Origin of the sequence: Micromonospora sp. D93, from assembly GCF_018070365.1 — a bacterium.
Taxonomy (GTDB): Bacteria; Actinomycetota; Actinomycetes; order Mycobacteriales; family Micromonosporaceae; genus Micromonospora; species Micromonospora ureilytica.
In genome coordinates, this window is sequence record NZ_JAGPXW010000046.1 from 1 (window position 1) to 21,255 (window position 21,255).

The following is a 21,255-nucleotide window of genomic DNA, read 5'->3' on the forward strand; positions in this document are numbered from 1 at the left end:
GCTACGGGCGATGGCTCGGCGCAGCTGGGTGGCGTCCACGGAAGGTTCATACCACCTCTGCGGGGACACCGGGAGAGAGAAGTCACGGATGGTCCGCCGCCCGTCGCTGTAGGTAGGTGGCCCTGCCAGGGACCACCGGTGGATCGGGTCGGTCAGTACGCCCCGCGCCGGGCCAGCACCACGCTGGCCGTCTTCCAGAGGATGGCGAGGTCGTACACCAGCGACCAGTTGTCCACGTAGTGCAGGTCCAGTCGGACCGCGTCGTCCCAGGTGAGGTCGGAGCGGCCGGAGATCTGCCACAGGCCGGTGATGCCCGGCCGCACCAGCAGCCGCCGACGGACGTCACCGCGGTAGTCGTCGTCCTCAGTGGGCAGCGGACGCGGGCCGACCAGCGACATCTGCCCGCGCAGTACGTTGATCAGCTGGGGCAGTTCGTCAAGTGAGAGCGCCCGCAGGTGCCGGCCGATCGGGGTGACCCGAGGGTCGTCCTTCATCTTGAAGAGCAGGCCGTCGCTCTCGTTCCGGTGCTGCAGGGCTGCCAGCCGCTGCTCGGCGTCGGTGTACATCGTCCGGAACTTCCAGACCTTGAACGCACGACCCTCGTGGCCGATCCGGGTCTGCCGGAACATCACCGGCCCGGGGTCGTTGAACTTGATGGCCAGGGCGATGGCGAGCAGCACCGGGCTCAGCAGCACCAACCCGACCAGCGCGGTCGCCCGGTCCAGGACGCTCTTGGCCAACAGCGAGAGACCGGAGATGGTCGGCTCGTCCACATTGAGCAGGGGAAGGCCCTCGATGGGCCGGACGTGGATGCGGGGGCCGGTGACGTCGGTGACCTGGGGGACCACCACCAGGTTCAGGCCGGTGCCCTCCAACTGCCAGGCGAGCTTGCGAAGCTCGTACGACTCCAGGCTGGCCGGGCCGCAGACCGCGATGGTGTCCGCGCCGAGTTGCTGGACCAGCGGCACCAGATCCCAGCCCACGTACACCGGCACCGGGGCGTTCACCCGCTCGCCCGGGCGGGGGTGGTGTGGCAGGTGGATGGCGACCGGGTGCAGCCCGGCCCCGTAGTTACGGGTCACCACCTCGTGCACCGCGAGCGCATCGGCGAGACGGCCGACCAGCAGCACCTTCTGCGATGCCTGGCCGGTACGCCGGATCCGCCGCAGCACCACACGGGCGGCGAACCGCACCACGAGCGTGTAGAGCAGCAGGCAGATGATGATGGCTGCGACCGTCGCCCGGGACAGGTCCTTCTTGAAGCCGAGCGCCAGGAACGAGACCGCGGCGGCCATCGCGAGGCTGGCCCGGGCGACCCGCTTGAGTTCTTCGGTGCCCAACCCGAGCGCACGCTGGTCGTACGCTCCGGCGGCAACGAGCATGATCAGCCAGCCCACCGGGACGCCGACAAAGGCCGCGAGGCTGAAGGAGCTGACGTTCCCGAGCACACGCTGGTCCCAGAAACCGGCGTCGGCGTCGGCCAGCAGGCTGACGACGGTGCGGCTGGCGGCCAGGGCCGCGACTATGTCGAGCAGGACCAGCCAGGCCACGTAGTGGCGCCGCCAGTTGGCCCGAGGTGCGACCGGACGTGCGAACACCGACCGGGCCATGCCGTTGGAGGGGGGCGTGATCACCCCCAGGTCGGGGTCGAAACTCGGCCGCTGCTGTGACGTGACAACCGCGAGGAACTCGGTATGTGCGGACACGACCTTCCTTTCCCATGTCGCCCCCGTCGGGAGATCGCGACGTGCACCCTATGCGTCGGAAAGGCGTCCTGCCTAGTGGCGGTTCGGGTGCTCCTGCTATGGCCTGGTCAGCCGCTCCGCTGCGACTCGCCGACGGTGGATCACCGACCGGCGGCGGTGACCGCCCATTTGCCGATCTCACTCACCGCACGCACCGTCACGATGCACAGCGCGAGGCCCGGAACACGTGGGCGGACGTACCTCTTGATCATCTTGCGCCAGGCGATGAGGCCGGCGATGCGTCGCCGGCTGATGCTGCCACTGTGCCGGTGGAATCGAACGATCGGGTCGTCGAGTCGTTGCAGGTGCACCCCGTTGCTGAGGGCGCGCAGCACCAGCTCGACATCCACCTTGATCGACATCTGCTCGTCGTACCCGCCGAGTTCAAGCAGCAACAGGCGGTCGATGGTCATGCCGGAGTGCTTGAAGGGCAGCCGGGGTCGAGTCAGCACCGACCAGAGCATTCGACGGGCATCGGGGAACGAGGGGAGCCTGATCACCTTCGCCGAATCGCCGACGATCTCCTCGTAGTTGGTGTAGACCCAACGTGCACCCGTCTGAGCGAGGAACTCGTGCAGCCTGGCCAGGCCGTCGGGCGCCAGTTCGTCGTCCGAGTCGAGCACGGTGACCACTCTGCCGCGGGCGACGCGCAGGGCGGCGTTACGCGCCGCGCTGATCCCCGTCGGGTCCTGGCGGACGACACGGATCCGACGGTCGGAGAGCAGGCCCGCGGCGGCCAGCCCGTCCCGTACGGCAACCGCCGAGCCATCATCGACAACGATGAGCTCGAAGTCGCTGAAAGTGCCGGCGAACACACTCCGGATGGACTTGACCAGGAGCTCGGGCCGGTCCCGGACGGCGATGCACACCGAGAATGCGGGGGTCACCTGCTCCACCGCACGCATCGTCGGGAGCGTCGCGGCGTCGACAGCCGGCATCGCCGGCACCGTCGGCCCGTCGATCATCGGCGGCTTGGTGTCCTGTTCGGACGAGAGGGTGTTGCCAGCGGAGTCATGCCGCAAGGAGGGGGGCGAGTATGCGGGGTGGTTCGTCACGGACGGAAGCCGCCGCGTAGCCCGCCAGAACTGCCCAGGCCCTCCAAGAGACCGTCTCCGTCGGTCCACGTGACACGACGATTCAACACGCCCACCTTCGCCACCCCCATGAAAAGCCACCATTCGCAGCGATTTTCAGCGACGCGTTCGCAGGACCGTTCCCTCGATCGACGACAATGAAGATCCATCGCGCAACAAGACGGAGTATAGCGATCGCCGCACCGGGGCACCATCACCTGGCGGCGCCCTCGATGTCGATCGAAAACGCTGACTCAGCAAGCGGATTCGCTGGCCAACACCAGGATTGACACAGGGTGAACACTTCGTCGAAGCCGGCAAGCCGAGTAGCACCCTCCGGTGAATCGGCTCAACCGAACATCTACTCTTTCCCCCGGTACGGATTGTTTGTTGTGGGTGAGTGACCAATGAGGGCAATCACCAACGGGGAAACTTAGCGTTCTATATTCCGATGTGTCCGATCCGCGAAATTGGTGACCAATGGTCACCGGTCGCGCCGACGGATGAGCAGCACGGCGAGGATCACGAGGGCGACGAGCAACACGCCAGCGCATCCGACCAACACGAGTACGAGGGTGCTGGACTGCTGCCGCGACGCGTCCTCCAACCGCTGCCGCTCGGTGGCGTTCTGCCGGTATGCCTGCGCGAGCAGGTTGTCGGGCGTCGCGGCTGCCGCCTTCTGGAGCTGGGTGATGGCACTGGACGAGTCACCGCGGAAGTACGCGTCCAGCCCGCTGCGGTAAACCCTGTCGGTGTCGCCGAGCGTGTACGCGACACCGGCCTCGCCCAGCAGCGCGCTGATCGTCGACGCCGGCAGGATCGCTCGGTTGGCGCGATCTGGCGCCGCCTGGTCCTGATAGATGAGGCCAGCGACCCGGCCGGCGGAATCGAGGGCGACACCCCCGTGCGAGGCGGGCCCGAGGTCCTCGTTGACGAGATAGATAGAGATCGGCCCGCGCTGACTCGTTCCGGTGATCGTCACCATCGTCGACTGGGGCCGGTACTCGGCGTTACGAAAGACGACGTCGGAGGTCGCGTAGGCGAGGATGCGCACCGGGGAACCCTCGGCGAGGCTCGCCGACGGATTGAGCTCCACCGCGGGCAGGTTGCCCCGGGCGAGCTTGATCAGCGCGGTGTTGCCGCTGTCTTCGGGCAGGCTCCGGACGACCTCGGCCTTGATGGCCGGCTCCTCCACCGCGTTTCCCTTGGCCCTGTTGAGCTGACCGTAGACCGCACTCGTCGGCTCAGTACCCGCTTCGACGCCCGTGAAGCGAACCTTCGGAAGGTTGGCCGCGATATACGAGGAGATCTGCGCGGCGGGAAGTTGCTTTCCCTGCACGAGCATCCTGGCCAATGCGTCGACGGCGAGCCACCGGGCGTGCCCCTCGGCGGGCTTGACGCAGGATCCGTTGGTGACGGCGTGGCCGTCCGGAGTCAGCAGGAAACCACTGCACCGACGGATGAACGATACGGGCTGGGGGTGCACCAGGGCGTTCGTCCTGGCGTCCCGGACGTACCCGGTGAAGACGGCTTCGACGAAGACCAGCGACGGCGCGGCGACAGCGAGGGCCTTCTCCTCCGGGCTGTACAGGGGGGCCTGCGCCCACGGCTTCAACGCCGGCTCGATCGGAGCGGCGGTGGAGGACCCCGTGGTGGAGGCGCCGGTCGGCGGAACGTACGGATCGGGCTGCTCGTTGCCGGCGATCGCCCAGATGCCCACGCCGCTCGCCACGGCCACCACCAGCACAACCGCGGCGAGCCCTACCCAGAGCCCGGTACGCCGCGGCGGCGGCTCCGACGGCTTGATCCGCCGGACCGGGGCGCGGAACGGATCGTACGGCGCTGGATCCGCCGGAGCGGCGGACACCGGTGCGGGTGACTGGGGTGCGTCGTCGGCGGGCGGCGGCATCGGGGCGGGCGGCACGGTGGGCAGCGCGCCGGAATGCAACGCCCATGGCGCGATCGGCGCTCCGGAGGTTGGCTGTGGCGCACCAGAAACGGGCTGTGGCGCACCGGAGACGGGCTGTGGCGGCGCGGAGACCGGATGCGGCGGGCCGGACACCGACTGTGGAGGCCCGGACGGCTGACGCGGCACCCCGCTGACCGGCTCCGGGGAGTCGCCCTGCTTCGGCGAGCCAGCCTGCTCGGTCGGCACCGGGTGATATTCCTGACCCAGCGCGCGGAACAGCTTCTCGGCACCCGGGCCCGCCTCAGCGGGGTAGGCCGCCCACGGCTCGTCGGCGTAGAAGTCGGCGTACGTGAATGCCTGGCCGTCCGGCCGTTGCGACATGGCGTTGGCAGTTCCGGCGAAGGCTTCCCGCCAGCCGGGTGTGTTCGCCGCCACGGCGTTCAGCACGGCGACGGTCGCGAACCGGCCCTGCTCATCGATGGCGGCCCAGGCTTTGCCCACGGGGCAGGTGCCCAACATGTGGGTGAACCGGTACGGGCCAACCGACTGCATGCGCACTCCTCTGCTCGACCGCCGTGCGGATCCTACAGAGGGGACGCTCGCCTGGTCGCCCGCCGGTCGACCAACCGACCGCTCCGCGGATCGGGTGGCTCGACGCGAACTGTTGCCCTCTGAAAGTTTTCATGCATAGAGTCATCGCGTGAATGAAGGAGCTGTCGGGGCGTCGGTCGAGCAGGTCCTCGACCTGTTCGACGGTGTGCGGCTCACCCCGACCCAGCGCCGGATCGCGCACTGTCTGGTGCAGCACGCCCCCACCGTGGCCTACCTGTCCGCCGCCGAGGTCGCCGAGCTGGCCGGGGTCAGCCAACCGTCGGTCACCCGGTTCGCCGTCGCGCTCGGCCACGACGGCTACCCGGCGCTGCGCCGCCGTCTGCGCGACCTGACCACCGCGACGCCGGGCGGATCGACGGACGCCGGCAACGAACTCCAGCAGGCGGTACGCGCCGAAATGGGCAACCTGGACCGACTGGCCGGTCAGCTCGCCGACCGGGACCGGATCGCCGAGACCGGGCGAATACTCGCCGAGAGTCGCCCACTGCCGGTGCTCGGCCTGCGCGCCGCCGCGCCGCTGGCCGCGTACTTCGCCTACTTCGCCGCCAAGGTGCACCCGGACGTACGGGTCCTCGACGACGGCGGCAGCCTGCTCACCGACCGTTTGGAGCAGGCCGCCGAGGCCGGGGCGTCGGCCGTTCTCGCCTTCGTGCTGCCCCGCTACCCCCGGGAAACCCTTGACGCGCTGCGCGACGCCCGCGACGCCGGGTTGACAGTGGTGGCGATCACCGACTCGCCGGTCAGCCCGGCCACCGAACATGCCCACGTGGTGCTCGCCGCCGCCGTCGGCGCGCAGCTCGTCTTCGACCTGCACACCGCCCCGATGACCCTGGCCATGGTGCTGTTGCAGGCGATCTGCGATGCCGCGCCGGCCGACACCCAGCGCCGACTGGAGGCGTTCGAAGCCTCCGCGGCCCGCCGACAGTTGTTCCTCGGTTGACCGGAGGAGAACCAGAGATGACCCAGCCCATTCGTGCCGCACGGGGCAGCCAGCTCACCACCCGCGGGTGGCAGCAGGAGGGCGCCCTGCGGATGTTGATGAATAACCTCGACCCCGAGGTGGCCGAACGCCCCGACGACCTGGTGGTCTACGGCGGCACCGGCAAGGCGGCGCGGGACTGGCCGTCGTACCACGCGTTGGTCCGCACACTGACCGACCTGCGCGAGGACGAGACGATGCTGGTGCAGTCGGGCCGCCCGGTCGGGGTGATGCGCACCCACGAGTGGGCGCCCCGGGTGCTGCTGGCCAACTCGAACCTGGTCGGTGACTGGGCGACGTGGCCGGAGTTCCGCCGCCTCGAACAGCTCGGCCTGACCATGTACGGGCAGATGACGGCCGGTTCGTGGATCTACATCGGCACGCAGGGCATCCTCCAGGGCACCTACGAGACGTTCTCCGCGGTGGCCGCCAAACGGTTCGACGGCTCCCTCGCCGGCACGCTGACCCTCACCGCCGGCTGCGGCGGAATGGGCGGCGCGCAGCCACTCGCGGTCACCATGAACGGCGGCGTCTGCCTGATCGTCGACGTGGACCGCAGCCGGCTCGACCGCCGGGTGCGCGACCGCTACCTGGATGAGGTCGCCGACTCCCTGGACGACGCGATCGCTCGGGTCCGCGCGGCCAAGCGGGATCGCCGGGCGCTGAGCGTGGGCGTGGTCGGCAACGCCGCCGAGGTCTTCCCGGAACTGCTGAACCGAGGCGTCGAGATCGACATCGTGACCGACCAGACCAGCGCGCACGACCCACTCGCGTACCTGCCGGTGGGGGTTGAGCTGGCCGAGGCCCGGGACTACGCCACCGCGAAGCCGGCCGAGTTCACCGACCGGGCCCGCGCGTCGATGGCGAAGCACGTGGAGGCGATGGTCGGCTTCCTCGACGCCGGCGCAGAGGTGTTCGACTACGGCAACTCGATCCGGGGTGAGGCGCAGCTCGGCGGATACCAGCGCGCCTTCGACTTCCCGGGGTTCGTGCCCGCGTACATCCGGCCGTTGTTCTGTGAGGGTAGGGGCCCGTTCCGGTGGGCGGCGCTCTCCGGCGACCCGGCCGACATCGCAGCCACCGACCGGGCCATCCTCGACCTGTTCCCGGAGAACGAGTCGCTGGCCCGTTGGATCAAGCTGGCCGGTGAGCGGGTCGCCTTCCAGGGTCTGCCGGCCCGGATCTGCTGGCTCGGCCAGGGCGAACGGGACAGGGCGGGCGTGCGGTTCAACGACATGGTCGCCTCCGGCGAACTCTCCGCCCCGGTGGTGATCGGCCGGGACCACCTGGACACCGGCAGTGTCGCGAGCCCGTACCGGGAGACCGAGGGGATGGCCGACGGCTCCGACGCCATCGCCGACTGGCCGCTGCTCAACGCTCTGGTCAACACGGCCAGCGGGGCATCCTGGGTGTCCATCCACCACGGCGGAGGGGTGGGCATCGGCAGGTCGATCCACGCCGGGCAGGTGTGCGTGGCCGACGGCACCGCACTCGCCGGGCAGAAGATCGAGCGGGTGCTCACCAACGACCCGGCGATGGGCGTCATCCGGCACGTCGACGCCGGCTACGAGAGCGCCCGCGAGGTAGCCGACCGCACCGGCGTCCGGGTGCCCATGACGGAGGGGGCACCCGCATGAGCGACGACCTTTCCGCCCGGTTCCGGGCGCTGTGGGACGAGATCACGCCGGTCGGGCGGGACGCCGACAGCGGCGGCTACCTGCGGTACGCGTTGACCGAGCCGGAGCGGGAGCTGCGCGCCTGGTTCCGCGCGCAGGCCGAGCGCCGTGCCCTGCCGGTCACCGAGGACGGCAACGGCAACCTCTTCGCCCACTGGGGCGACCCGGAGGCGTCCGACGCGGTGCTCACCGGCAGTCACTTCGACTCGGTGCCGCACGGCGGGGCGTACGACGGGCCGCTCGGCATCGTGAGCGCGTTCCTCGCCGTGGACGAGCTGCGCGCCGCCGGTGTCACCCCGGGCCGGCCACTGGTGCTGGGTGCCTTCGTCGAGGAGGAGGGGGCTCGCTTCGGCGTACCGTGTCTGGGGTCGCGGCTGCTCACCGGGGCGCTGTCGGCCGAGCGTGCGGCCGGCCTACGCGACGCGGCCGGGGTGAGCTTCGCCGAGGCGCTCGGTGACCGGCCGGCGGGCGCCCGCCCGGAGTTGCTGGGTCGGTTCGGCGCCTTCGTGGAGTTGCACGTCGAGCAGGGCCGCGCGCTCGTCGACACGGACGCGCCGGTCGCGGTGGCCAGCGCGATCTGGCCGCACGGCCGGTGGCGCTTCGACGTCGTCGGCGAGGGCAACCACGCGGGCACCACCCGGATGGCCGACCGGCGCGACCCGATGCTGACCTACGCGTTCACGGTGCTGGCGGCCAACAAGGAGGCCCGGCTGCGCGGCGCGCACGCCACAGTGGGCCGGGTCGCCGTCGAGCCCAACGCCACGAACGCGATCCCGTCGAAGGTGACCGGTTGGCTGGACGCGCGGGCCGCCGATCCGGAGACGCTGACCGGGCTGGTCGACGCGGTGCGCGGCAAGCTCGCCGAGCGGGCCCGCCGCGACGGTACGACGGTGACCGTCACCGAGGAGTCGGCCACTCCGGTGGTCGCCTTCGACGGCGGGCTGGCCAACCGACTGGCGACGCTGCTCGACGCTCCGGTGCTGCCCACCGGCGCGGGGCACGACGCCGGGGTGCTCGCCGCGCACCTGCCCACCGCGATGCTCTTCGTGCGCAACCCGACAGGCGTCTCGCACTCCCCCGCCGAGGCCGCCACCGACGACGACTGCGCGGCCGGCGTGCGAGCGCTGGCCCGGATGCTGGAGGAGCTGACATGCCGGTGAACGAGGTGGCGAGCCGGTCGCCGGCTGGCCCGGATCTGCGACGTCCGCGGGTGCGAGGGCTCCGGCGCGGGGGTCGACACCTCGTGCCCGCGTCCTTTGGAGCTGATGTCGTAAACGAATCAGCCGGAGCGCCCCAACTCTCGGCGTCGCCCCGACCGCCGATGTCATCACGACCGCCGGTGTCACCTGGGCCGCTGATGTCGCAGACGATTCAGCTCCAAAGGCTCCAAAGGAGGCGAGGAGCATGACCGCCACCCGCTGGGTCGCCGAGTACGCCTGGCTGCCCGAGCACGCCGAACCCACCCCCGACGTGCTGATCGAGGTCGAGGACGGACGGATCACGGCGGTGACGCCACTGACCCCCGGCAGCCGGCCACCCGCTGGGGTCGAGGTGTACGCCGACGCGGTGCCGCTGCCCGGCCTGACCCTGCCCGGCCTCGCGAACACGCACTCGCACGCCTTCCACCGGGCGCTGCGCGGGCGTACCCACGGCGGGCGGGGTGACTTCTGGACGTGGCGGGATCAGATGTACGCCGTCGCGGACCGGCTGGACCCGGACACCTACCTCGCGCTGGCCCGGGCCGTCTACGCCGAGATGGCGCTCGCCGGGATCACAGGTGTGGGCGAGTTCCACTACCTGCACCACAGGCCGGACGGCGGCGCGTACGACGACCCGAACGCGATGGGCGCCGCGCTGGTGGAGGCCGCCGCGCACGCCGGGGTCCGACTCACAGTGCTGGACACCGCCTACCTGACCTCCAGCGTGGACGGTCGGGCCCTCGCCGGGCCACAGCGCCGCTTCGGCGACGCTGACGCGGGCCGCTGGGCCGAGCGGGCGGCGGCGTTCCAGCCGACGGACTCGCACGCCCGGGTCGGCGCGGCAGTGCACTCGGTGCGGGCCGTCCCGGCCGACCAGTTGCGCACTGTCGCCGACTGGGCGCGGGAGCGGCAGGCGCCGCTGCACGTGCACCTCTCCGAGCAGCCCGCCGAGAACGACGAGTGCCGGGCCGTGCACGGGCGCTCGCCCACCGCGCTGCTCGCCGAGCACGGCGTGCTCGGGCCGGACACCACCGCCGTGCACGCCACCCACCCCACCAGCGCGGACCTGACAGTGCTCGCCGACAGCCGGACCGGTGTGTGCCTCTGCCCGACCACCGAGCGGGACCTCGCCGACGGCATCGCGCCGGCCCGGCTGATGGCCGACGCAGGCATCCGGTTGAGCCTCGGCAGCGACAGCCACGCCGTGATCGACCTGTTCGAGGAGGCTCGGGCGGTGGAGCTGGACGAGCGGCTGCGTACCCGCCGGCGCGGCCACTTCGCGCCGCTCGACCTGCTCAACGCGGCCAGCGTCACCGGGCACGCCGCGCTGGGTTGGGCCGACGCCGGCAGGATCGCGGTGGGCGCTCGCGCCGACCTGGTGACCGTACGCCTGGACAGCGCCCGCACCGCCGGGGTGCCGCCGGTGGGCGCGTTCTTCGCGGCGGGCGCGGCGGACGTCGAGCAGGTAGTGGTGGACGGCCGGGTGGTGGTGGCCGAGGGCCGTCACCTGACCGTCGACGTGCCGGCCGAGCTGTCGTCCGCGATCGAGGCGGTGATCCCCTCATGAGCAGTCTGCTGGTCGACAACATCGGGGAGCTGGTCACCAACGGTGTCGGCGAGGGCCCGCTCGGCATCCGCCGCAACGCAGCCGTGCTCATCGAGGAGGGCCGGGTGGTCTGGGTCGGGCCGTCCGCGTACGCGCCGGCCGCCGACCATCACGTCGACACCGGCGGGGCCGCCGTGCTGCCCGGTTTCGTGGACAGCCACGCCCACCTGGTCTTCGCCGGGGACCGGGCCGTCGAGTTCGCCGCCCGGATGGCCGGTCAGCCCTACACCGGCGGCGGCATCCGGACCACTGTCGGCGCCACCCGGGCCGCGACCGACGAGGAGCTGCGGGTCACCGTGCGCCGGCTGCGCGGGGAGGCGCTGCGCCAGGGCACCACGACCATGGAGATCAAGAGTGGGTACGGCCTGACCGTCGCCGACGAGGCCCGCTCACTGCGGATCGCCGCCGAGAGCAGCACCGAGACCACCTTCCTGGGCGCGCACGTGGTGCCCGCCGAGTACGCCGACCGCCCCGACGACTACGTCGGGTTGGTCTGCGGGCCGATGCTGGCCGCCGCCGCTCCGTACGCGAAGTGGATCGACGTGTTCTGCGAGCGGGGCGCCTTCGACGTGGACCACGCCCGCGCCATCCTCGCCTGCGGTCAGGCCGCCGGGCTGGGCGTTCGGTTGCACGCCAACCAGCTCGGCCCCGGCCCCGGGGTGCAGCTGGGCGTGGAGCTGGACGCGGCAAGCGTCGACCACTGCACCCACCTGAGCGACGCCGACGTGGCCGCGCTGGCCGACACGGCCCACAGCGACGGGTCGGGCACCCGCACGGTGGCGACCCTGCTGCCCGGCGCTGAGTTCTCCACCCGCTCGCCGTACCCGGACGCCCGCCGGCTGCTCGACGCCGGTGTCACAGTGGCGCTGGCGACGGACTGCAACCCCGGTTCGTCGTACACCTCGTCGATGCCGTTCTGCGTGGCCCTCGCGGTCCGCGAGATGCGGATGACCCCGGCGGAGGCGGTCTGGGCCGCCACCGCCGGTGGCGCGCGGGCGCTGCGCCGCGACGACATCGGTGTCCTCACCCCCGGCGCGCGGGCCGACCTCGTGGTCCTGGACGCGCCGTCGCACCTGCACCTGGCCTACCGGCCCGGTGTCCCCCTGATCCGCCAGGTAATACGCAACGGAGTACCGCAATGACGAACGTGACCATCCAGCCCACCGGGATCACCGCCGGCGACGTTCTCGCGGTGGCCCGCGGCACCGCCACTGTCGTCCTCGCCCCGGCCACCATCGACGCGATGGCGACCAGCCGGGCCATCGTGGACGGCATCGAATCGTCCGGCCGTCCCGTCTACGGGGTCTCCACCGGGTTCGGCGCGTTGGCCAACACCTTCATCGCCCCGGAGCGACGGGCCGAGCTGCAACACGCGCTGATCCGTTCGCACGGCGCCGGGGTGGGCGCCCCGATGCCGCGCGAGGTGGTCCGCGCCATGATGCTGCTGCGGGTCCGATCCCTCGCCCTGGGCCGCTCCGGGGTCCGGCCGCTGGTCGCGGAGGCCCTGGTCGACCTGCTCAACCACGACATCACCCCGTGGGTGCCCGAGCACGGCTCGCTGGGCGCCTCCGGCGACCTGGCGCCGCTGGCGCACTGCGCGCTGGTGCTGCTCGGCGAGGGCTGGGTGCTCGGCCCGGCCGGTGAGCGGCAGGACGCGTCCGACGCGCTGACCGCCGCCGGGCTCAAGCCGATCGAGCTGGCCGCCAAGGAGGGGCTGGCGCTGATCAACGGCACCGACGGCATGCTCGGCATGCTGCTGCTGGCCATCCACGACGCGGAGCACCTGTTCGCCATGGCCGACGTGACGGCAGCGCTGGCCATCGAGGCGATGCTCGGCTCGGAGCGGCCGTTCCTGCCCGAGCTGCACGCGATCCGGCCGCACCCCGGTCAGGCGGCGTCGGCGGCGAACATCCACCGGTTGTTGCAGGACTCCCGGGTGATGGACTCACACCGCGACGACCTGGCGCACGCCGTGCAGGACGCGTACTCGATGCGCTGCGCGCCGCAGGTGGCCGGCGCGGCCCGCGACACCCTGGACTTCGTCCGCACGGTTGCGGCCCGGGAGCTGGTGTCCGTGGTGGACAACCCGGTGGTGCTGCCGGACGGCCGGGTCGAGTCGACAGGCAACTTCCACGGCGCGCCGCTCGGCTTCGCCGCGGACTTCCTCGCCATCGCCGCCGCCGAGGTGGGCGCGATCGCCGAGCGGCGGGTGGACCGACTGCTCGACGTCACCCGCTCCCGGGAGTTGCCGGCGTTTCTCTCCCCCGACGCCGGGGTCAACTCCGGGCTGATGATCGCCCAGTACACGGCGGCCGGGATCGTCGCCGAGAACCGTCGGCTGGCCGCCCCCGCCTCGGTGGACTCGTTGCCCACCAGCGGCATGCAGGAGGACCACGTCTCGATGGGCTGGGCGGCAACCAAGAAGCTGCTCACGGTGCTGGACAACCTGACCAGCCTGCTCGCGGTGGAGCTGCTGGCCGGCGTACGCGGCCTGCAACTGCGGGCCCCGCTGGAGCCGTCCCCGGCCGGCCGGGCGGCCGTCGCCGCGCTCGGCGCGGCAGCCGGCGAGCCGGGCCCGGACGTGTTCCTCGCCCCGGTGATGGAGGCGGCCCGCCGTACGGTGTCCGACAGTGACCTGCGCACCGCAATCGAACGCGAGATCGGGCCGCTGGCCTGACCATCGGCGGCCCCGGCGCACGGCGTCGGGGCCGCCGGACGGCCCTAGCTCTTGAGGACCATCCGGCGGATCTCCGCCCAGGAGGGGAGGTCGGCGCCCGCGACGACGTCACGCTTCGCTCGGGACCAGAAGAGGACGAGGATGATCGCCTCGGACAGCACCGTCGCCCATGCGGCGCCAGCCACGCCGAACAGTGGGATCGCGATGGCCAGCCCGGCCAGGTAGGCGAGCGAGCCCAGCCCCTGGTACAGCACCTTCTGCCGCACCAGGCCGCCGCTCATCAGGAGCGACTCGACGCTGGCCGAACCGAAGCGCAGGGGGATCGCCAGCGCGAGGATGGCCATCACCGGAACGGACGTCCGGTACTCCGCGCCGAAGATCAGCGGAATGGCGTAACGGCCGACAACCGCGACGACGGCGCCGAGGAGCAGCCCGAGACTGATCATCCCGACCGTGCCGGCACGGTACGCGATCAGGACCGCGCTGCGGTTGGAGCGGGACCAGCGGTGCAGTTTCGCCAGGAAGTACTGCTGGTAGACGATGCGCGGCAGAAGGTAGATCGCGGTCAGCAGCGTCATGGGCACGGCGAGCACCGCGGCGGACTCCGCGCTCAGGAACTCCGCCGAGACGACGACGCCCAGCTGCATGCCGAGCTGGTAGAACAGGCTGCCCAGCAGGAACAACCACGTCGCGGCGACGAGATGGCGCGCCCGGGGTGGCCGCGTCGACCGACGGAGCACCGGCGGGTGACCCTCCAGCGTCGCTCGCCCGTACCAGAACGGCGCGATCACCAGGACACTCATGGCAACCGTGACAGCTGCCACGAGCGCGTACCCCAGCACCACCATGAGCGCCGACAACCCGAAGGCCAGAGTCAGGACGGCCACGAGGAGCCGACCAACCTGCGGTGCCAGTTGCAGCGCCGCGAGCCGCCCGTAGGCGCCCTGCAGTTGGAGAGCGGACCCGGACAGCGCCATGGCGACGAGCGACAGGATGATCGGGGCGAGCCCGATCCGCAGGTCGCCGCCGTGGGGGTCGTGCCGGTCGAGCAACCCCCAGACGACGAGCGCGGCGACCAGCACACCGGACGTGACGACGACCAACGCGATGGACGGGCGTACCCAACGGAACGCCCGTTCGCCCTCGCGCCCGAACCGTTGCAGCCAGAACTCGGCGACCCCGAAGATGGCCAGCGGCCCGGCCAGCGTCACCAGGGAGATGACCGCCATGAAGGCGCCGAAGTCGGCCTTGGGCAGGCTACGGGCAAGCAGCACCTGGGTGAGGAACGCGAGCACGGTGACGCCGGCCTGGCTGACCCCGAGCAGTCCCAGCTGACGAAGGCGGCGGGCCATACCGCTGCCGGACCGGCCGGCGGTCGCCGTATCGGCCTGCACCTGGACTCCGGTCATCGTTCGACAGTCACGCTGTCGCTCTGGCCGGCACGTGCGATCGCAACGTCTCCAACTCGGCATCCGTCCGCCGCATCCACGCCTCGCGGGCCGTCGCGATCCGCCCGGCCGCGGCCGGGTCCTCGGCGATGGCCCGCCGGACACCCTCGACCAGGGCGTCGCTCTGGTTGGCGACGAGCGTGGCGAAGCTTCCGAACAGGGCCTCGGTCGTCTGGGTGCGGGACAGGACCAGCGGCCGACCCGCGCTCAGGGCCTCACAGGCGCCACTGGGCTGGGTGGCGTCCCGGTCGGTCAGTACGACGACCGCGCGCGCGGCGGCGACAGCCGCCTCGTAGTCGGGGAGGTCGAGGAAGCCCAGGGTGGTGAGGTTGGGCAGTCGCTCCGCGCGCTCACGCAGCGGCGGTGGCAACCGGTGCAGTGGTGCGGTGGTCGCGAAGGGGACGTCTGGCATGGCCTCGATGGCGTCGATGAGGACGTCCATCGGCTCGTCCGGGGCGACGGTGGCCACGACGAACACCCAGCCCCGTGGCGGTGCCGGTGGGATCTCCCGAAGTGGGTCGTGCACGACGAGCGTGCGCAGGCCCGGGAACTCCGCGCGGGCGATGGCATCGGCCTCCGCGGTGTGGGTCAGGACCAGCTGCGCGCCACGCAGGATCGAGGCGGTGCTGGGTACCCGGCGCCACCACGACTGGAACTGCCCGTTGTGCGCGTCGACGATGTACGGAACACGGCCGAGGTAGGGCGCCAGTGCGGACAGGTGCGGCTGCGCCTGCGCGACCACGAACGCTGGCCGACGCGAGCGGATCAGCTTGAGGTCGTTCCTCGTGTGGGCCACGTAGTCGAAGGGCCGGAGGATCTTCGGTGTCGCCTTGGACGGCCGCCAGGCCACCTCCGCGCCCAACGCCTCCGCAAGCACGTCGGAACGACGCTGATAACGCTTCCACGAAATGAATAGGGGGGCACTCATCTGGGATCACCACTAGCATCGTTGGGCACACCGACCGGCGCGCTCGGAACGGGGAAGAACCTGACCAGAAGCAGGAGGGAAAGGAAGAACAACCACATGAAGTACGAGTATGAGGTTGGCTTCTGCGTCAGGGCGGAGATGATCGTCAGAACGTAGAGGATCGTGAGCATCCATCGGGCTTCGACCGCGATGGCCCGTTTCGTCACGCGCCAGAGGTTGATGAAGATAATCGCCATCAGGGCGAGCCCGAGCAATCCCCACACCACGAATATCCGCAACGGGTCGGCGTGGGTGTTCCACGGTTCGTAGCCGAGTCCGATGAGCCAGACGTCCCACGGCGCGTCCTGCCACACATCCACCACACGGAACCAGATCTGACCGCGACCGTGCAGGAACTCGTCGTTTGTGGGATTGAGCGAACCGACCTGCGTGAGCAGGAATAGCGCACGATCCCACAGATAGGCTCCCCAGCGGATCGCCGCCAGGACCATCAGAACGACGAGGACGGCGGCCCCCCAGACGGCCGTGCGGAACGGCAGGTCGGAGATCTGCCGGAGGAGTTCGGGGAGGCGGCGCAACTCGAACGCGACGATCACCAACGCCACACAGAGGATGGTGATCCGGTGCGTACTGACGACCGCGGTCGCGGCCAGGAATGCGACGATGCCGTACCGGGCCAGCGCGCTGAGCCGTAGCCGGTTACCAGCGGCGTAGAGGATGAAAACCGCGAAGAGCAGGAGCCGACCGAGCGAGGCGGGATGGAAGTAGCCTCCCGACGCACGCCCGACCTTGCCGCTCATGAGGTTGAAGAAGTAGGTGTACGGAACGACGCCGACGACCTGCAGCCAGGCGATGACCGAGTGCGCGACGGCACCGAGAATCACGAGCAGGAGCACCCACCGCAGCCGATCGAGGGGGAACCAGTCCGGCTTGAAGAACATGACCGCCAACAACGCGATCGGCGCGAACCCGACCGCGAGTTGGGCGCCTTGCGTGATGACCCCACTCTTCGGCGCGACGTGTGGCCCGAAGATCTCGCGCACGTCGGCCGTGGCGAAGACCTGGACGAAGTCCTCCCGTGCAGATATCGCCAGGAGGCCGATGACCGAGAACAGGCCGATAATCAGCACCGCGAGGATCGAGGGCGCCAATGTGGTCGGAAATCGCTTCATCGCGATGATCAGGGCGACGAAAGAACCGACCATGAGGAGAGCGCCAATCACCGTCACGATCATTCCGGCGTCCACGGTGTCCGCCGCGACCTTCTCGCCGAAAATGTCGAAGAATGACTTCACGCCGATAACTGCCATGGCGAGCGCGGCCATGATTTGGGCAGCGGCCCACGGATAACGCCCGAGTCGCCGGCCACTGCCCTCGGTCGGGGCCGTCGCCGCCTTTCGAGGCATTATGTCCATTTCATGATCCTCTCAGCGCTATCCCTCGGGGCACTATACGCGAGCGTCATAACCGATAGAGGCCGCCTCGGTCGGCGCCGGACCCGCCCGTTGACCCTCCGGACACCGGGTCGACTTCCCCTCTTTCGCCCACCCTGCGCGGGCGGTCGCGCGACAGTGGCCGACCGTTCTGGACCGTCGGCACGCGGCGCGCGGTGTGCTGCCTCGCGGGCTGCGCGTCAGGGCGCGAGACGTGCCGCGACACGCTCGACGAGATGGGGTCCAAGGGTCCGCGCGTAGGTCGCCGTCATGTGGTGCGCGTCGCGGTAGACGATGACGTTACCGATCACCAACGGACACTGGGTCTCGGTGCAGAACAGATCGGTCAGGTCGACCATCTGCACCTTGCCGTCGGTCCGCTTCGCGGCCTCCTCGAGGGCGTCCCGGGTGCCGAGCGCGCCCTTCCGGTCGACCGCGCACCGCGTCGGGTCCCCGCCGTTGGCCGTGTCGTCCACCAGGCAGCCGAGGTCTGTCGCGCCGAGCGCCGGGTTGTCCACCACCACGACGATCCTGGTTCCCCGCTCCAGCACCGGACGCCACGCCTCGACGTACCTGCGGATCTGGCCGGCCGCCGCCTGGGGGTTGACGCTCATATTGCGCTTGCCGGTCACGATGACGAAGTCGTACTTCGGGCCGCCGCCGAGCCGATCCATCATCGCGTGCCGTCGCGCGTAGCACGAGTCGGACTGATCTGCCGCATCCACCTTCGCCCAGATGCAGCCACGGGCGACGTAGGTGTCGACCGCCCAGTTCCGGGAGTTGAGCTGCCCCTCGATGGCGGGGATGAGCATGGCAGCATGCGAGTCGCCCACGAGCGCGACACGTGTCGCGTCGGCCCGTTGCGAACCGACACGACACGACGTGAGCGTGGCGCCCGGCTCCTGGTCATAGCATCCGTAGGCGGAACCCGTGTCCTTCGTGAGCATCGACATCTCGGGGAACAACTCCTGGCCGAGGGCACCGTCCTCGCAACGCTGCGCCTCGACCATGGCGTTCGCACCGAGGCACGGCGTGCCCATGGCCATCAACTGCTCGAGACGCGACTTGTTCGCCTGACTGCTCTGTTCGAGCAGTTGGTTACCGGCGACGACGACGGACAGCACCAGCACCATCGACATAGTGGCAGCCGCGTACTGCGGCCACAGCCGCCGCCCACCGCTGAACAGGCCGAACCGCACCGGGTCCTCGACGAGACGCTTGGTAAGCGCGGCCAACACCACCACACCGGCGATGACGACGAGCTTCACCGGCCAGGTCATCTTGTCGCCGGTCGCCAGTTCGAAGATCACGATTGGCGGCCAGTGCCAGAGGTAGATGGAGTACGACCAGTCGCCGAGCTTCTGCACCGGCGTCGACGCCATCGGCCGCAGCGGAGACCAGCGCGGGCTGGGGGCGCCGGCCCAGATGGCGGCGAGCGTGCCGACGACGGGCAGCGCCGCGGCGTAGCCCGGGAACGGTGTCCCGGAATGGAGGACGAAAGCGGCGGCGCCGATCAGGAGCAGCCCCAGCCAGGAGACCGCCGCCCGAGTACTGTCACTCGCCGACCGTCCGAGCCCCGGCAGGGTCGCCAGCATCGCGCCGGCCCCGAACTCCCACGCCCTGGTGGGCGTCACAAAGTAGGCCGCGGCGCTGTTCGCGGACGTCTCGTAGACGGAGTAGGCGAACGAGGCCACGAGGATCAGACCCAGCGTGACCCGGATCGCGCCGATCGGGTCCGTCCGCCGGACCCGGCGGGCGACCAGGACGGCGAGGACGATCAGGAGGGGCCAGACCAGGTAGAACTGCTCCTCCACGGACAGCGACCAGTAGTGCTGTACCGGCGACCGGACGTTCTCCGCGGCGAGGTAGTCCACGGCGTCGTGCGCCAGTTGCCAGTTCTCGACGTAGACCGTCGCTGCCGCGATCTCCCGGAGTATCTGTGGCCAGTAGAGCTGCGGCACCCAGATGAAGACGGCCCCCGCGGTGGCGACGAGCACGAGCAGGGAGGCCGGCAGCAGACGCCGGATCCGGCGCGCCCAGAAGGTACGGAGGCGGACCGAGCCGTTCTTCTCCACCTCCCGTACGAGGTGGGCGGTGATGAGGAAGCCACTGATCGCGAAGAAGACGTCGACGCCGACGTATCCGCCCGGGATCCGGTGCGGCCAGAAGTGGAACAGCAGCACCAGCAGCACCGCGAGCGCCCGCAATGCCTGGATCTCCGGTCGCAGAAGCCCACGAGCGGTCTGCTTCGAATCCGTCACTGTGCCTCACCGCGTCGGTAGGGGTAAGGGTGGCGTGCAGCGGCCACACCGCCACGGGTGGTGGCGACGGCGAGGGTATACGGTTGTCGGGCCGTTCCTCTATCCGGGGAGCGTCGGTCCGATGTGCGTCCCCTTCGGACACGCTGTCCCGACCGTGGTCAGACGCGTCCCGTGGGCAGCCAGAGCGACACCGTGACCCCGGTGAGCTGAACCACCCGGGCCTGCTCGAAGCCGGCCAATTGCGGCTTCAGTGACGGATGCAGGTCAACCTGGGTCGGCCCGCTGATCAGCCACAGCCGCTTGGCGGAGCTGAGGCACTCCCCGTTTCGGCAGGTCTGGGCGTACGTTGGGACGCCGCCGGGCCAAGCCGTGAAGACGGTGTCCAGTCTCGGACCCGCGGTCCGGCGCAGGTAGTAGTTCACGCCGTCCTGTAGTCGGCTGGCGTATGCGGCATGGATTCCGAGCGCGTCGCCGACGGTGGCGTCCGTCGCGAGGACCGCGACCGCGCCCCGCAGATCTGGCTCGCCCGGCACGACGTTGCCTCGGTTCTCCACGTGCGTCGGCAGCGCGAAAGCGGCACACAGCAAGACCAGCATCGCCGGCACCACGCGTCGCCGCCAGGGTGCCGTCGCCGCGCCGGTCGCCGGTGACGTCGCCGTATCGGGCGCTGGCTGCACGTGCCGGGTCACGGCCACGACGGCCAGCAGGCACCATGCCGGCAGGGTGAACAGCACGTACCGGTGGATGAGTAGCGCCGCCACCGGCGAGATGAGGAGCAGCACGTAGAACGGCGCGACGGCCCAGGTGCCGAGCAGAGCACCGCGACGGCCGAGCGTCGCTGCGCCAAGAAGGGCCAGCCCGACGATCAGCGCACTGACCGTGACGCTGCCCGTCACCCGCACGATCTCGTTGCCGGTGCTCTCCCAGGTGGCCTCCGGGATCCACGACACCTGTTGGGCCTGCTCAGACCCCTTCCAGGCGAGGGGAAGAACGGGGATGACACCCGCGGTCGCCCCCAGGAACCAGCGCACGATGACCTTCTTTTGGCGAAGGCTCAGCACGTACACCAGGTGCGCCGGCAACAACAGCAACGCGACCATGTGCAACAACCCGGCCGCGGCCACCACGAGGGCGTACGCGAGCCACCGCAACCACGTCGGCCGCTCCGTCGCGCGCAGGAGCAGCAGGGTCGCCAGCGCCACCGCCGCGGCGGCGAGAGCGTAGGGGCGCGTCTCCTGGGCGTACCGGGAGATGGTTGGCATCACGGCGACGAGCAGACCAGCGAGCAGTCCAGTCGTCGGGTCGAACAGCTTCCGGCCGATGACCGCGGCCAGCGAGGCGGTGAGCGCCACCGCGAGAACGGACGGCATCCGCAGGGACGCCTCCGATTCGCCGAACACGGCGATCCACCCGTGCATCAGAAGGTAGTAGGGGGCGATGACCGCGTCGGTCACCTCCACCAGACCCCGCAGCCCCTCCAGGGACTTCGTTGACGCCGCCCACGTGGCGATCTCGTCACGCCAGAGCTGCCGGCGGCCGACACCGTAGAGCGCGATGAGGAACGCGGCGAGGGCGGGCACGATCGGCACCATCCAGCGCGCCACCTGATCCGGCAGGGCAGCGGGACGCCGTGCTTCCGCGCGTACCGGGTCTGCGGCGGTCACCTCCGGCGAACTGGCGAGGGGGGCCAACTCGACCATGCGTCCGGG

General features: G+C 70.6%; 14 protein-coding genes. 6 read left to right on the forward strand and 8 right to left on the reverse strand.

The genetic code is table 11. The features are described 5' to 3' along the window. Nucleotides 1-152: 152 nt before the first annotated feature. The 3 genes from KBX71_RS32005 to KBX71_RS32015 form a co-directional block, all read right to left on the reverse strand. The gene (locus KBX71_RS32005) at nucleotides 153-1,610 is read right to left on the reverse strand and encodes a sugar transferase (RefSeq protein WP_210821478.1); all 1,458 of its coding nucleotides are present in this window, start codon (nucleotides 1,608-1,610) and stop codon (nucleotides 153-155) included. Between the two features lie 236 nt (nucleotides 1,611-1,846). Next, nucleotides 1,847-2,767 carry a glycosyltransferase gene (locus tag KBX71_RS32010; protein ID WP_210821455.1) on the reverse strand — a complete coding sequence of 307 codons (921 nt, stop codon included), beginning with the start codon at nucleotides 2,765-2,767 and terminating at the stop codon, nucleotides 1,847-1,849. Between the two features lie 535 nt (nucleotides 2,768-3,302). Further along, a complete protein-coding gene (locus KBX71_RS32015) occupies nucleotides 3,303-5,279 on the reverse strand; it encodes a trypsin-like peptidase domain-containing protein (RefSeq protein ID WP_210821456.1) in 1,977 nt (658 codons plus the stop codon). 148 nt (nucleotides 5,280-5,427) lie between these two features. On the opposite strand from KBX71_RS32015, the gene KBX71_RS32020 reads away from it, so the two are divergent. The 6 genes from KBX71_RS32020 to hutH all read left to right on the forward strand — a co-directional run bounded on the left by KBX71_RS32020 (nucleotide 5,428) and on the right by hutH (nucleotide 13,476). Then, nucleotides 5,428-6,279, forward strand: coding sequence for a MurR/RpiR family transcriptional regulator (locus tag KBX71_RS32020; RefSeq protein WP_124820611.1), 852 nt, complete (start codon nucleotides 5,428-5,430; stop codon nucleotides 6,277-6,279). A 17-nt stretch (nucleotides 6,280-6,296) separates the two neighbouring features. After that, a complete protein-coding gene (gene hutU / locus KBX71_RS32025) occupies nucleotides 6,297-7,955 on the forward strand; it encodes a urocanate hydratase (protein WP_210821457.1) in 1,659 nt (552 codons plus the stop codon). Next, complete coding sequence (locus KBX71_RS32030) at nucleotides 7,952-9,154, forward strand: allantoate amidohydrolase (protein ID WP_210821458.1); 1,203 nt, start codon at nucleotides 7,952-7,954, stop codon at nucleotides 9,152-9,154. The genes hutU and KBX71_RS32030 overlap by 4 nt, the downstream gene beginning before the upstream one ends. 244 nt (nucleotides 9,155-9,398) lie before the next feature. After that, a complete protein-coding gene (locus KBX71_RS32035; RefSeq protein ID WP_210821459.1) occupies nucleotides 9,399-10,760 on the forward strand; it encodes a formimidoylglutamate deiminase in 1,362 nt (453 codons plus the stop codon). Then, on the forward strand, nucleotides 10,757-11,941 hold the full coding sequence (gene hutI, locus KBX71_RS32040) for an imidazolonepropionase (RefSeq protein WP_210821460.1): 1,185 nt from the start codon (nucleotides 10,757-10,759) through the stop codon (nucleotides 11,939-11,941). Before KBX71_RS32035 ends, hutI begins: the two co-directional genes overlap by 4 nt. Next, nucleotides 11,938-13,476, forward strand: coding sequence for a histidine ammonia-lyase (gene hutH / locus KBX71_RS32045; protein WP_210821461.1), 1,539 nt, complete (start codon nucleotides 11,938-11,940; stop codon nucleotides 13,474-13,476). The genes hutI and hutH overlap by 4 nt, the downstream gene beginning before the upstream one ends. Nucleotides 13,477-13,520: 44 nt before the next feature. Here the strand turns inward: hutH and KBX71_RS32050 are convergent, their stop codons facing one another. From KBX71_RS32050 to KBX71_RS32070, 5 genes are all read right to left on the reverse strand, one after another. Further along, entirely contained in the window at nucleotides 13,521-14,885 is a 1,365-nt protein-coding gene (locus KBX71_RS32050; protein WP_210821462.1) for a polysaccharide biosynthesis C-terminal domain-containing protein, read from the reverse strand. Between the two features lie 10 nt (nucleotides 14,886-14,895). After that, entirely contained in the window at nucleotides 14,896-15,852 is a 957-nt protein-coding gene (locus tag KBX71_RS32055; protein WP_210821463.1) for a glycosyltransferase, read from the reverse strand. After that, nucleotides 15,849-17,267, reverse strand: coding sequence for an O-antigen ligase (locus tag KBX71_RS32060; protein ID WP_210821464.1), 1,419 nt, complete (start codon nucleotides 17,265-17,267; stop codon nucleotides 15,849-15,851). The genes KBX71_RS32055 and KBX71_RS32060 overlap by 4 nt, the downstream gene beginning before the upstream one ends. A 218-nt stretch (nucleotides 17,268-17,485) precedes the next feature. Next, entirely contained in the window at nucleotides 17,486-19,546 is a 2,061-nt protein-coding gene (locus KBX71_RS32065) for an acyltransferase family protein (RefSeq protein ID WP_210821465.1), read from the reverse strand. A gap of 158 nt (nucleotides 19,547-19,704) precedes the next feature. Continuing rightward, nucleotides 19,705-21,246: a glycosyltransferase family 39 protein gene (locus KBX71_RS32070; RefSeq protein WP_210821466.1), complete on the reverse strand. Its 1,542-nt coding sequence runs from the start codon at nucleotides 21,244-21,246 to the stop codon at nucleotides 19,705-19,707. Between the last annotated feature and the right edge of the window lie 9 nt (nucleotides 21,247-21,255).

Excerpts from the sequence above, each read along its gene's own strand:
- KBX71_RS32005 (WP_210821478.1), bottom strand. The coding sequence starts at position 1,610 with ATGGCCCGGTCGGTGTTCGCACGTCCGGTCGCACCTCGGGCCAACTGG.
- KBX71_RS32015 (WP_210821456.1), bottom strand. The coding sequence starts at position 5,279 with ATGCAGTCGGTTGGCCCGTACCGGTTCACCCACATGTTGGGCACCTGC.
- hutU (WP_210821457.1), top strand. The coding sequence starts at position 6,297 with ATGACCCAGCCCATTCGTGCCGCACGGGGCAGCCAGCTCACCACCCGC.
- KBX71_RS32030 (WP_210821458.1), top strand. The coding sequence starts at position 7,952 with ATGAGCGACGACCTTTCCGCCCGGTTCCGGGCGCTGTGGGACGAGATC.
- KBX71_RS32035 (WP_210821459.1), top strand. The coding sequence starts at position 9,399 with ATGACCGCCACCCGCTGGGTCGCCGAGTACGCCTGGCTGCCCGAGCAC.
- hutI (WP_210821460.1), top strand. The coding sequence starts at position 10,757 with ATGAGCAGTCTGCTGGTCGACAACATCGGGGAGCTGGTCACCAACGGT.
- hutH (WP_210821461.1), top strand. The coding sequence starts at position 11,938 with ATGACGAACGTGACCATCCAGCCCACCGGGATCACCGCCGGCGACGTT.
- KBX71_RS32050 (WP_210821462.1), bottom strand. The coding sequence starts at position 14,885 with ATGACCGGAGTCCAGGTGCAGGCCGATACGGCGACCGCCGGCCGGTCC.
- KBX71_RS32055 (WP_210821463.1), bottom strand. The coding sequence starts at position 15,852 with ATGAGTGCCCCCCTATTCATTTCGTGGAAGCGTTATCAGCGTCGTTCC.
- KBX71_RS32060 (WP_210821464.1), bottom strand. The coding sequence starts at position 17,267 with ATGGACATAATGCCTCGAAAGGCGGCGACGGCCCCGACCGAGGGCAGT.
- KBX71_RS32070 (WP_210821466.1), bottom strand. The coding sequence starts at position 21,246 with ATGGTCGAGTTGGCCCCCCTCGCCAGTTCGCCGGAGGTGACCGCCGCA.